This window comes from Gillisia sp. Hel1_33_143, from assembly GCF_900104765.1.
GTDB lineage: Bacteria > Bacteroidota > Bacteroidia > Flavobacteriales > Flavobacteriaceae > Gillisia.
On the sequence record NZ_LT629737.1, the window covers coordinates 2635514 to 2648004 of the forward strand.

General features: G+C 32.8%; 10 protein-coding genes. 4 read left to right on the forward strand and 6 right to left on the reverse strand.

Annotated features, from left to right (window positions below):
- The first annotated feature begins 24 nt into the window (after window positions 1–24).
- Genes BLT84_RS12290 through BLT84_RS12305 form a run of 4 tightly spaced genes read left to right on the forward strand, consistent with a single transcriptional unit; the run spans window position 25 to window position 7111 of the window.
- Window positions 25–1170 (forward strand): DUF2062 domain-containing protein, encoded by a 1146-nt coding sequence (locus BLT84_RS12290; protein WP_231929318.1) that lies wholly within the window; start codon window positions 25–27, stop codon window positions 1168–1170.
- A complete protein-coding gene (locus BLT84_RS12295) occupies window positions 1170–4154 on the forward strand; it encodes an MMPL family transporter (RefSeq protein WP_091266173.1) in 2985 nt (994 codons plus the stop codon). The genes BLT84_RS12290 and BLT84_RS12295 overlap by 1 nt, the downstream gene beginning before the upstream one ends.
- 2 nt (window positions 4155–4156) lie before the next feature.
- A complete protein-coding gene (locus tag BLT84_RS12300; RefSeq protein ID WP_091266176.1) occupies window positions 4157–5824 on the forward strand; it encodes a C45 family autoproteolytic acyltransferase/hydolase in 1668 nt (555 codons plus the stop codon).
- A gap of 3 nt (window positions 5825–5827) precedes the next feature.
- Window positions 5828–7111, forward strand: a complete 1284-nt coding sequence (locus BLT84_RS12305) for a phenylacetate--CoA ligase family protein (RefSeq protein WP_091266178.1) — start codon at window positions 5828–5830, stop codon at window positions 7109–7111.
- Window positions 7112–7116: 5 nt separating this feature from the next.
- On the opposite strand, the gene BLT84_RS12310 is transcribed toward BLT84_RS12305, so the two are convergent.
- The 6 genes from BLT84_RS12310 to tsaD all read right to left on the reverse strand — a co-directional run bounded on the left by BLT84_RS12310 (window position 7117) and on the right by tsaD (window position 12378).
- Window positions 7117–8295 (reverse strand): THUMP-like domain-containing protein, encoded by a 1179-nt coding sequence (locus BLT84_RS12310; RefSeq protein ID WP_091266180.1) that lies wholly within the window; start codon window positions 8293–8295, stop codon window positions 7117–7119.
- 10 nt (window positions 8296–8305) lie between these two features.
- Complete coding sequence (locus tag BLT84_RS12315) at window positions 8306–9394, reverse strand: AI-2E family transporter (protein WP_034892689.1); 1089 nt, start codon at window positions 9392–9394, stop codon at window positions 8306–8308.
- A gap of 12 nt (window positions 9395–9406) precedes the next feature.
- Complete coding sequence (locus BLT84_RS12320) at window positions 9407–9925, reverse strand: TrmH family RNA methyltransferase (RefSeq protein ID WP_091266183.1); 519 nt, start codon at window positions 9923–9925, stop codon at window positions 9407–9409.
- Window positions 9926–9927: 2 nt separating this feature from the next.
- Window positions 9928–10551: a DUF4159 domain-containing protein gene (locus BLT84_RS12325; RefSeq protein WP_231929325.1), complete on the reverse strand. Its 624-nt coding sequence runs from the start codon at window positions 10549–10551 to the stop codon at window positions 9928–9930.
- A gap of 89 nt (window positions 10552–10640) precedes the next feature.
- Window positions 10641–11351: a 16S rRNA (uracil(1498)-N(3))-methyltransferase gene (locus BLT84_RS12330; RefSeq protein ID WP_091266190.1), complete on the reverse strand. Its 711-nt coding sequence runs from the start codon at window positions 11349–11351 to the stop codon at window positions 10641–10643.
- A 4-nt stretch (window positions 11352–11355) separates the two neighbouring features.
- The gene (gene tsaD, locus BLT84_RS12335; protein ID WP_091266194.1) at window positions 11356–12378 is read right to left on the reverse strand and encodes a tRNA (adenosine(37)-N6)-threonylcarbamoyltransferase complex transferase subunit TsaD; all 1023 of its coding nucleotides are present in this window, start codon (window positions 12376–12378) and stop codon (window positions 11356–11358) included.
- Window positions 12379–12491: the final 113 nt, after the last annotated feature.

The window sequence follows — 12491 nt, forward strand, 5'->3', positions numbered from 1 at the left end:
GATGCTCTTAAATGTTGCATCATAATGCCTACATATAATAATGAGAGATCTTTAGGTATAGTCCTGAAAGATCTGGAGCATTACACTCATAATATTGTTGTTGTTAACGATGGTTCTACAGATAGTACTAAAGCTATTCTAGCTGCAGATCCATATATAACAGTAGAACATTTTAAGAAAAATTGCGGAAAAGGTATTGCACTTAAAAGAGCGTTTAAGGTAGCTCAAGAACTAGGATATGATTATGCTATATCTATAGATTCTGATGGACAACATTATGCAGACGATCTAGAAATTTTCTTATCAGAATTAGAAAATAAAGCTCCGGAAGAAGAGATCTTATTGGTTGGAGATAGAAATATGGGGAGCGGAAATGTTCCAGGTAAGAGCAGTACAGGTAACAAGTTTTCCAATTTTTGGTACATGGTGGTCACAGGGTCAGAATTACATGATACCCAGAGTGGCTATAGGCTTTATCCATTAAAAATAGTAAATGATATTCCTCTATATACTTGGAAATTTGAACTAGAGATAGAAGTGATTGTTAAAGCATCCTGGAGAAAGGTGAATGTGAAGAATGTGCCCATTAAAGTTTATTATGATAAGGAAAATAGAGTTACTCATTTTAGGCCATTTTGGGATATAACCAGAATCGTACTATTGTATATGTGGTTTGTGCTGGTAAGTTTTTTTTATATCCATCCACAAAACAAGTACAAAGATTTTAAAGAAAAAGGGATCAAAAGATTTTGGAAGGAAGATATTCTAAAAAGTCAGGAATCGCCTAGCAAAAAGGCTGCTGCCATAGCACTGGGAATTTTTATAGGAATTTCGCCCTTTTGGGGACTTCATACAATGTTAGTTTTTTTATTAGCTGCAGTATTTAAATTGAATAAGGTTTCAGCTTTTGTCTTTTCCAACATTAGTATTCCTCCCTTTATACCTATTATCATTTATTTAAGTTATCAGTTAGGTTCTTTGATCTCCGGGAAAGGAATCTCCTTAGATCTAGATATTTCACAAATAGACTCTGCAGCTGCTATATATCAAGGTTTAAGACAATATATAATAGGTAGCCTTTGTCTTGCCGTAATAGCATCTTTACTAACGTGGGTTGTCTTTTATTTATTATTTTCGGTGTCTAATCAAAAGCAAGTAGTAGAGCCTTAATGTTAAAGATCTATACTCTTATAAATCAGAATAAAAAAGCGGCTATTGTAATTGGGCTTATAATTCTTGGTATCATTACTTTTCTAGCCTCACGAATTACTTTAGAAGAAGATATAACTAGTTTAATTCCTAGTGGAGAACAGCAAAATACCTTAAAAAAAGTTTTAGATCAAACCGAATTTTCTGATAAGATAATAATTACCGTATCTGCAGATTCCAGCCTTTTAGAACCAGAAGATCTCATTCAATACGCGCAGCAATTTATAGATTCTATAGATCAGGAATTACCAGAATATGTAGAACAAATTCAAGGCAAGGTTCCAGAGGAGGGAATACGGGAGATCTATGATTTTGTATATCAGCACATCCCTTTATTTTTAAATGAATCTGACTATTCTGAAATAGAAAAAAGACTTGACAAGGATAGTCTGAAAGATAGGTTAAGAGAGAATTATAAAAGTTTGATCTCTCCAACAGGACTAGTTACTAAGCAATATCTTTTTAAAGATCCATTATCTATATCTGCATTAGGTTTAAAAAAATTAGAAGAACTACAGGTAGGTGAGGATTTTGAGCTTTACAATAACTTTTTGGTTACTAAAGATCACAAACACCTGTTACTGTTTTTAAGCCCAAAGTATCCTGCTTCCGAAACAAATAAGAATACCATTTTCGTTGAAAGATTAGAAGAAATTCAATCGCGATTAAATAAAGAATTTAAAGGTATTTCGGGAGAATTTTTTGGTGGTGTACGTTATTCCGTGGCAAATGCCAATCAGATTAAAAAAGATATACAACTTACCTTAGGTATAGCAACTATTATTCTACTTTCTCTGTTGATCTTTTATTATAAGAGAATCTATGTTCCAATCTTACTATTTATTCCAAGTGTAATTGGAGCAATAACCGCTTTAGCAATACTTTATTTAATCAAAGGAAATATTTCTGCAATTTCCGTAGGTATTGGGGCAGTTCTCTTGGGTATAAGTATAGATTATGCGTTGCATATTCTCACACATTATAGAAATAACAACAATATTCCAAAGCTTTATAAGGAAGTTACAAGGCCAGTTTTAATGAGCAGCAGTACTACTGCAGTCGCATTTTTATGCTTAATTTTTGTGAAGAGTAAAGCTCTTAATGATCTAGGGATATTTGCAGCTATTAGTGTGATGGTAGCTTCAATATTAGCGTTGATTCTTATTCCACAATTATACAAAATGCCTAAAGGTAATGGTGCAACCAGCTCTAATTTTATAGATAAACTGGCATCCATAGAGTTTCATAAAAAGAAACCTTTAACCCTTATAATTTTCATTCTCTTTATCATAGGATTGTTCTTTTTTACCAAGATTAAATTCAATAATGATCTTTCTGCGTTAAATTACGAACCACAAAATATTAAACAGGCAGAACAACATGTTCAAGAGATAGCTGGAAAAGCAGCTAAATCTATTTATCTAGTTTCTTACGGAAATACGGTAGATGAAGCATTAGAATTCAATAATGAGCTTTATAAAAAGCTTACAAGACTTAAGAAAAGTAATAAGATCATAAATTATAGCAGCATTGGTGGGGTAGTGCTTTCTACTAATACGCAGCTCGAAAAGATAGAAAGATGGAAAGAATTCTGGCCGGAGCATAAGAAACAGTTAATTCAAGAAGATCTTATAGAACAGTCTGATGCCTTCGGGTTTAGACCGGAAAGTTTTAATACCTTTTATGAGCTACTTTCTTCTGAATTTAACCCGATATATTTAAAAGATTATAGTGGTACCACAAATTTATATTTAGACGATTTTATCTCTTCTAAAGAAAATTTTGCTACAGTAACTACTTCTGTTAGTGTTAACGAAGAAGACATACCTAGATTGATCAAAGAATTTAAAAGTGTTAGGAATGTTGTAGTAATAGATAGAAAACAGATCAACCAAAACTTCCTTGGGCATTTAAGATCAGACTTTAATATCTTGATTGGCTATTCTATAATTGCGGTATTTCTTATTTTATTATTGGCTTATAGATCTATAGAGATTAGTGTTCTTACGCTTATCCCTATTGCAATTACTTGGGTAATAGCCTTAGGAATCATGAGCATTTTAGGTATAGAATTTAATATCTTGAACATTATAATTTCTACATTTATATTTGGTCTTGGCTTAGATTATAGCATTTTTATTACAAATGCTTTTCTAAAGGAGTATGAGACCGGTACCAAAGTTTTAATTACTTATAGAACTTCAATTATTCTATCTGTGTTTACTACACTTTTAGGTATAGGTGCATTATTCTTTGCTAAGCATCCAGCTTTGGAGTCTATTTCGTTGGTCTCTATTATAGGAGTATTATCTGCGGTGCTGGTTGCATTTATCCTACAGTCATATTTTCTAAATATGTTGTTCCTAGAAAGAATAGCGCGAGGAAAACCCGCATTTAATATAAGAACGATTTTACTAAATATTTTTGATAAGAAAAGTATCGATAAGTTATATTATAAGAATTTGGTTTTGGACAATTATAGATACAAAAGCGTATTTCCTACTGTAAAAAAAATGTTTGAAAGTCAAAAAGAGCGATATCTCAAACTTTCCGCTTTTATTGAAAATAAAGAAACTGTTATTAACATTTATTCTGGTTGTGGATTACTTGAAATCTTTCTTGGTTATAAGAATACAGAAATAACTATTACGGGAATAGAGCCAGATATAAATGAACTGGTGATAGCTCAAAATTGTTTTGCTTCCAGATCATCAAGGCTTCATTTTTATCCAAGTGTTCCAGAAGAAGCTAAAAAATATGACGTAGTTATTATCTCTAAAATACCGACTTTAGAGATGGAAAAAGAAATTAAAAAAATGGTGAATAGATATGCTAGTAAGGTCATTATTCTAGATCCAAAATATTCTTACAGGTGGATCGTAGATCTTAATTTCCAAATAGATTATAGGCAAAATGATGTAGTTGTTCTAAAGAAAATGGAATAGCTATGAAAACATCTATTTTACAACTTCTATACTTGGTTCTCCTTTTTTCTATAACTTCTTGTGGAGTAAATAGATCTTTAAAAGATAGACCAAATCTCGATGGCATCTCTGAGATCGATACCGTTAGAACTGTTCATAATGATAGCTTACTTACTATAGGTAAGAATACGCTATTAAAAAATAAATATGGAGTTTGGGAACTCTATCTAGAAGGAGATGCGCTAGAACGCGGACTCATAAATGGAAGTCTTACTAAAGAGTTAATGGCAAAACAAGAAATTGCTATTATGACCAAGATTGAAAGTCTTGTGCCTTCCACATCATATCAGAAATTTCTAAGCAAAATGGTTAAATTCTTCAATAGGAAAATGTACAAGTATGTTCCGGAAGAATATAAACAGGAGATCTATGGTATTTCCAGATTTTCACTTGAAAAATATGATTTTTTTGCACCTGCTTATGTTAGAGCTATGTACTTGCATGGTGCTCATGATATTGGGCACGCATTGCAGGATCTAATGCTGGTTGGTTGTACGTCTTTTGCTGCCTGGGATGGTAAAACCAGTGACGGGAAATTATTGCTTGGTAGAAATTTTGATTTTTATGCGGGAGATGATTTTGCGGAAGAAAAAATAGTAGCATTTATCAATCCAACTGAAGGTCATAAATTTATGATGTACACATGGGGAGGATTTATTGGTGCGGTAAGCGGTTTAAATATTCAAGGATTGAGCGTTACTATAAATGCCGGAAAATCTAAAATTCCCTTGCTTGCTAAAACTCCAATATCTTTGGTTGCTAGAGAGATCTTGCAATACGCCGGTACTATAGATGAGGCTGTTGCTATAGCTAAGAAACGAAAAGTGTTTGTATCTGAAGCCATCATGATTGGAAGCTCTAAGGATCATAAAGCCGTTCTTATAGAAGTGTCTCCAAATAATTTTGGTGTTTTTGATGTTGAGAATAGCGATCATTTAGTATGTAGCAATCATTTTCAAAGTGCTGCTTATAATTCAGATAGAAGAAATACAAAAGCAATTGAAGAAAGTCACTCTGCATATAGATTTAAGAGAATGCAGGAATTATTAGATAGTACAGATAAACTAGACCCAGAAAAGGCTGTGGCTATTTTAAGAAATAGAAATGGATTGAATGGTAAAAAGATAGGTTTTGGTAATGAAAAAGCAATAAATCAATTATTGGCTCATCATGGAATTATATTTAAACCTGAAGAACTGAAAGTATGGGTATCTGCAAATCCTTATCAATTAGGAGAATTTATAGCTTATGATCTTAATGATGCTTTTAATAAATTTGAAAGGGGTAATGTGAAAAATTCTGTATCCACAGTTCAGGCTACAATTTCCAAAGATGAGTTTGTGAATTCTCAAGAATTTTCAGATTATGAAGTGTTTAGAAAGTTAAGTCAGCAAATTGAGCTGAATCTTTTAAGTGGTCAAGAGATTAAGGAACGAGATCTTCAAAAGCTTCAAATCTTAAATCCCTATTATTGGAAATCTTATAGTATAACAGGAGATTATTATTATGAGCGTGAAGATTATAAAATGGCGATCATCAATTACAAAAAAGCGTTAAGGTTAGAAATAACTACATTGTCAGATAGAAAGCGCTTAATCACAAGAATTAAAAAAAGCTATAGAAAATTATAACTTATGAAGAACATTCAAACGGCTTCTAAAGAGGAAATAGCAGAAATACAATGGCTTAGATTAAAGAATCAAATGCTATTTTTAGATCAGAATTCTAAATTCTATCATAAGCGTTTCAAAAAGAACGATATAGAACTTAGTGAGATCCATACTTTGGAAGATCTAAGGAAGATCCCTATCACTACTAAAGAAGAGCTACAACTATATAACCATGACTTTATATGTGTTCCTAAAGAAGATATTATAGATCATGTTACTACTTCTGGAACTTTGGGTAGACCGGTAAGTTTGGCCCTAAATAATGCAGATCTAGATAGACTCGCTTTAAATGAAATGCAGTCTTTTCAGATAATTGGCGTAAAGAAAGAAGATGTGGTGCAAATTACGACCACTTTAGACAGAAGATTTATGGCCGGGATGGCATATTTTCTAGGATTAAGAATGTTAGGTGCCGGTGTAATTAGAACAGGTAGCGGATTGCCACAATTACAGTGGGATTCTATAGAGAGATTTCAGCCCAAATATTTAATTGCTGTACCTTCATTTCTTTTAAAAATGATAGATTATGCTCAGGAGCATCATATAGATTTTAAAAAGTCCTCAGTAAAGGCAGCTATTTGTATAGGTGAATCTATTCGAAACATGGATTTGGAATTTAATGCATTGTCAAAAAAGATAAAGCAGTTATGGGATATTGAGCTATTTTCTACCTATGCTTCTTCAGAAATGGCTACCGCCTTTACAGAATGTGAGTTGCATGTTGGTAATCATGCACAACCCGATCTTATCTTCACCGAAATTTTAGATCAGGCTGGAGCACCCGTAAAATCCGGAGAAGTAGGGGAGTTGGTTATTTCCACTCTTCAAAATACCACCATGCCTTTATTAAGATATGCCACCGGAGATATGGTTTCTTTTATTGATGATCCATGTAAATGCGGAAGAAATACCATAAGATTAAGTCCGGTAATTGGTAGAAATAGACAAATGATCAAATTAAAAGGAACAAGTCTATATCCTCAAAATGTTATTGATACTATTAACGAGTTTGATAAGATCTCTCTTTTTGTAATTATAGCAGAAAGAGGAAATTTGGGAATTGATAATTTAATAATAAAGATACCTGATACTTCTACGTTGACATTAATACAGCTTTTTAAAGAATTTTTAAAATCCAAGTTACAGGTTACACCAACATTAGAAATGGCTTTACCTTCTGATATAGAAAAATTAAAGTATCCCGAAGATGGAAGAAAACCGAGAGTATTTATTGATAATAGGTATTAAGTTTCTTATATCTTTTTACAACTAATTACAATCTTTCTATTATTCATATCTGTAGTAAAGAATAAATAAAGTACTCCGCCATCTTTAATTTTTAATTCCTCTCTTAGTGCCTCTACAGATTTGGGGAAATTTCTAGTAGTAATATTGGCTTTTTTAGACTTAAAGTATTTCTTTAAGTACTTTTTGTTATATTCCAGTATTTCAATGACTTCAAATCTTCTACCTGGAAATTCTACCAAACTCTGTGAAGTATATAAATGAGAATTTTGATGCAGAGTAGAAGTCTCTGTCTCTTTTGATAAAGTACCGAATAGTCCGCTTTTCATTATAGCAGGATTTGGTTCAAATAGATAATTAAGAGGGAGACATAGATTGTAACTTTCTTCATCTGCATTAAACCAACCTTCAAATTTCTGAATTGATTCTTTTAAAAAGTTAACGGTCTTTATTTTAATAGAATCATTGTAATTCTTCTCTATAACCCAAAGCAGTTCTTTAACCTCATTATTTACTGAAACTATATGAACTTCTTTTACATTATCTAATTCCAGAATACCTGCCTTAATATCGAGGAGTGGAGAGGTCTTAATAAGAATATTATTGGTTCTACTCAATACAAAATCTAGCTGTTCCACAATATTGGGAGTGCACTGATCTAAACGAAAAACCTTCCCACCATGATCATCTCTTCTTGCAGGATCTAAATAGATCCAAGTATATTGCTTTTCATGTTCATTCAAGAATTTAATACTGTCGCAGTTAATGGTTTGAATATTCTTTTTAGCTAACACATTGAAATTATGCGTAACGATCTCTGAAAGTTCTGTATTAATTTCGCAGTGTGTCACTACCTTAAAATTATCCGCGAAATAATAGTCATCTATACCAAAACCGCCCGTAAGATCTATCAAATTATCTCCATAAATAAGCGAGGCCTTATATTTTGCAGTAGTTTCTGATGAAGTCTGTTCCAGATTCAAGGCTTCCGGATATATTATAGAAGATTTGGAATACCAAGTAGGCAACTTTTTTTGAGCTTTTTTAAATGCTGCAATTTGTATAGCGATCTCCTGTATAGTAATTTCAGGAAAGGGACTACCCTTCAAAATAAGCTGTGGTAAATCCACTTTCTGATTTTTCAGAATAAATTTCTGTACCTCTGGATGTAAGATGGCCTTATTCAAGCTTTTCTATTTAAAGATCTCTTGTAAGCCTTTTAACGATCTTATATTCGCTTAAAGATTCTTTGGCGATCACTTTTAATGCCGTATAAAATGGAATGGCTACAACCATACCTAGAACCCCAAAAATCAGCCCCGAGATAAGTATGATCAAGAATATCTCTAATGGATGAGATCTTACACTAGCACCAAATATAAGCGGCTGACTTATAAAATTGTCTATTAACTGGCAAATAGCATATCCCAGCATTACATATATCAATTTAGGGAGAATGATCTCTTGAAAATCTGCTCCTAAATTACTAGAGATCACAAATAAGCTCATTAAAATACCAGCAGCAATAGGTCCTAAATAGGGAACAAGGTTTAGCGTGGCGCAAATAAATGCGATTGCAACTGGATTGTTAATTTCAAATATACTTAGTAAAAGCATGTATAAAATGAACAGCACGGTTACTTGCATGGTAAGTCCTACAAAGTATCTTGATAATAATATCTTAATTTTGTTGAATACTCTCTGAAATTTGTCTTCCTCTCCTTTATTAGCAAATACCAAAATACTATTTAGCATCAGCTTACTATCTTTTAGTAAGAAGAAGGAGATAAAAATGATAGAGAAAACGGCGATTAATGTAGCTCCTAAGATTCCAAAAACACTATTTAAGAATTTAGGAACCATTTTAAGATTGAGGCTTTGTGCAAATTCGCTTTGTTTTAAGCCCTCAATGATATTTATATCGTTAACACCGAGATATGCATTAATTTGAGTGTTAAGCTCGGAGATATCGCTTTTAAAGGCTTCAATATCAATTTGTCCTAAATAGTAACTCTGTTCTATCATAATAGGAACAAAAACAAATATTATTCCTACGAAAATCGAGAGTACGAGCAGTAATACCATAATCACCGCCACTTGGTTCGGTATACGAAGTCTAGATCTTAAAAAGATCACCACAGGTCTACCAACAAGAGAAATAACACCGGCAACTGCTATATAAATAAGCACCGATTGAATTTGATATAAAAAATAGAGTAAAAGGAAGATACCAGATAAAATTCCTAATGCACGTAATATTCCGTAAGAAAAAGTTTTCGCGTTCACCGTGTAAATATATTATTTATTCGGAAAGGGAAGAAGGGTTTTAGTAATTTCATATAAAGCTATTCCTGTAGCTTGTGCAACATTCATACTGCTATTTTCTCCAAACATATTGATATGAAGATGTTTATGAGATAGTTCTAACAATTCTGAGCTAATACCGGCGCTTTCATTACCCACTATTAATAACAATTTAGTTTCATTTTCATAACTAATGCTATCTATACTCACGCTATTGGATGTTATTTCTATAGCTAGAGTTTTATAACCCTTTTCTATAAATGATCTAGCAACACCTGCAGCCTCTTTCATATATTCGAAATCTACATACTTGTAAGTAGATCTTGCGGTTTTTTTTAACCTATTGCTTTTTAAATTAATGGGGGAACCGGTAAAAATGATTTTATGAATGTTAAAAGCATCTGCAAGTCTAAAAATGCTACCAATATTGGCTTCACCTATAATATTATCTGTTAGTATAATTAAAGGGAATTTTTTAGTGGTGCTGAAATGATCTGGATGAGCTAATTGCATAATTAATCTATAAAAGCATATTTAATAATATTAGCACCCATTTTCAAGGCTCTACTTCTTACTTCTTCCGGATCGTTATGAATAGCCGCATCTTCCCATCCATCTCCAAGGTCGCTTTCAAATGTGAATAATAAGATAAGTCTATCTCCTTCAAAAAATCCCAAAGCCTGAGGTGGTAATCCATCATGTTCATGGATTTTAGGTAATCCGTTGGGAAATTGATACGCAGTACTAAAAATTAAGTGATTTGTGGAGATCTCTTGTAACGTTTTATTCGGAAATAATTTCTTTAGCTCTTTTAAAAGATACGGTTTCATTCCATAATTATCGTCTATGTGTAAAAACCCTCCGCTCAATAAATAATTTCTAAGATTTGTAACTTCATGATCATTAAAGATCACATTTCCATGCCCCGTCATATGCACAAATGGGTATTGAAAAATAGCGCTACTTCCTGGAGTAACAGTAGCTGGTTTAGAATTTATTACAGTATGAATATTATCATTGCAAAATTTTATAAGATTTGGCAAAGCTGTGGGGTTTGCATACCAATCTCCACCACCATTATACTTTAAAAGTGCTATTTCCTGAGCGTTGGACGCCAAAGAAAAAATAAGTACCAACATAACTATCAAGTATTTATAGAATATCATGGGCATTTAAAATAAAGTACGTCTAAAAAGTAATTTCTTAGTTTTCAGTTATTCTAACAATATTAATCTTCATTAGCTAAAGCTACAGTATGACATGCTGCTATTGCTGCAGTTTCTGTTCTCAATCTGCTATTTCCAAGGCTTACAGCTTTCCAATTATTTTCTAATGCGAGCCGAATTTCATTTACAGAGAAATCACCTTCTGGGCCAATAAGTATTATCGATCTTTCTCCTTTTTGAATAGAGCGTTTTAAAGAGACCTTATCTTTTCCTTCTTCACAATGAGCAATAAATTTGTGTTCTGCAGTATTATTCTTAATAAAATCTGAAGCTTTTACCGCCTCGTTCAATTTGGGAATGCTTAGATGTAAAGATTGTTTCATAGCGCTTTGAATCACTCTTTCAAACCTTTGTAACTTTACAACCTTTCTTTCACTATGATCACAAATAATTGGTGTGATTTCATGAACACCAATTTCAGTAGCTTTTTCTAAGAACCATTCATATCTATCATTCATTTTTGTTGGTGCAACTGCCAAATGCAAATAATAGTCGGGTTCAGGCTGAGTTTCAACTTCCAATACCTTTGCTATACATTGCTGTGGAGTGACCAAAGTGATCTCTGTTTTAAAAATATTTCCCTTACCATTGGTAACATTCAAAATATCACCTTCTCTCTTACGAAGCACCTTTACAATATGTTTGCTCTCATCTTTAGGAAAAATGATCTCCTTAGCGTCAGCATTCACATTAGGATTATAGAATAACTGCATAGAATTAAATTTTTAAACGAGCGGTAGCGGTTACAGAAAGGTCTGAGAAATCTTTATTTAAATATTTATAATAACCAACAATACCAATCATTGCTGCATTGTCTGTAGTGTATTCAAATTTAGGAACATAGGTTTTCCAGCCATATTTTTGTTCAGCTGCTTTTAGCGCATTTCTAATTCCACTATTAGCAGATACTCCTCCGCCAATGGCAATTTGATTGATTCCGGTTTGCTTTACTGCCTTTTTCAGTTTATCCATTAGTATTTCTACAATAGTATATTGAATAGAGGCGCAAATATCATTCATATTATCTTGAATGAAATTAGGATTATCTTTCACCTGCTTTTGAATAAAATATAGAACCCCTGTTTTTAGTCCGCTAAAGCTAAAATCAAGATCTCCAACTTTAGGTTTTGTGAACTTATAAGCTTTAGGATTTCCTAGTTTAGCATTTTTATCTACCAAAGGACCTCCAGGATACGGCAGCCCTAAGATCTTTGCACTCTTATCAAAAGCTTCTCCCACCGCATCATCTATAGTTTGGCCAATAACTTCCATTTCAAAATAGTTAGAAACTTTAACTATTTGAGTATGTCCACCACTAATGGTCATTGCTAAAAATGGGAAGGTTGGTATATCAAAGCCTTCCTCTTTAATAAAATGAGCCAAAATATGGGCTTGCATATGGTTAACTTCAATAAGTGGTATATCTAAGCCCATAGATAAAGACTTTGCAAAGGAAGTTCCTACTAAAAGTGAACCCATAAGACCAGGACCTTTTGTAAAAGCGATTGCAGATATGTCTTTTTTGTCGATATTTGCTTGAGAAATAGCCTCATGAATTACCGGCACAATATTTTGTTGGTGAGCTCTAGATGCTAATTCTGGCACCACGCCTCCATATTTTTGATGTACTTCTTGAGTAGCTACAATATTTGATAATAAGGTATCGTTTTTTAATACCGCAGCGGCGGTATCATCACAAGAAGATTCTATTGCTAAAATGTAAATATTTTGGGAAGCCATTATGAAAAAAAGGGCGTATAAATAGTTAATATTGTTCACAAAGTTATAACATTAAAGCGTATCAAAAAATTCTGGAAAATACTAATTAGAACAGTCGCTGCACTGCTTTTGTT

What these genes read in the sequence shown, in the direction of transcription:
- BLT84_RS12290 (WP_231929318.1), top strand. Translation starts at nt 25, where the DNA reads ATGCCTACATATAATAATGAGAGATCTTTAGGTATAGTCCTGAAAGAT.
- BLT84_RS12295 (WP_091266173.1), top strand. Translation starts at nt 1,170, where the DNA reads ATGTTAAAGATCTATACTCTTATAAATCAGAATAAAAAAGCGGCTATT.
- BLT84_RS12300 (WP_091266176.1), top strand. Translation starts at nt 4,157, where the DNA reads ATGAAAACATCTATTTTACAACTTCTATACTTGGTTCTCCTTTTTTCT.
- BLT84_RS12305 (WP_091266178.1), top strand. Translation starts at nt 5,828, where the DNA reads ATGAAGAACATTCAAACGGCTTCTAAAGAGGAAATAGCAGAAATACAA.
- BLT84_RS12320 (WP_091266183.1), bottom strand. Translation starts at nt 9,925, where the DNA reads ATGCAATTAGCTCATCCAGATCATTTCAGCACCACTAAAAAATTCCCT.
- BLT84_RS12325 (WP_231929325.1), bottom strand. Translation starts at nt 10,551, where the DNA reads ATGTTGGTACTTATTTTTTCTTTGGCGTCCAACGCTCAGGAAATAGCA.
- BLT84_RS12330 (WP_091266190.1), bottom strand. Translation starts at nt 11,351, where the DNA reads ATGCAGTTATTCTATAATCCTAATGTGAATGCTGACGCTAAGGAGATC.
- tsaD (WP_091266194.1), bottom strand. Translation starts at nt 12,378, where the DNA reads ATGGCTTCCCAAAATATTTACATTTTAGCAATAGAATCTTCTTGTGAT.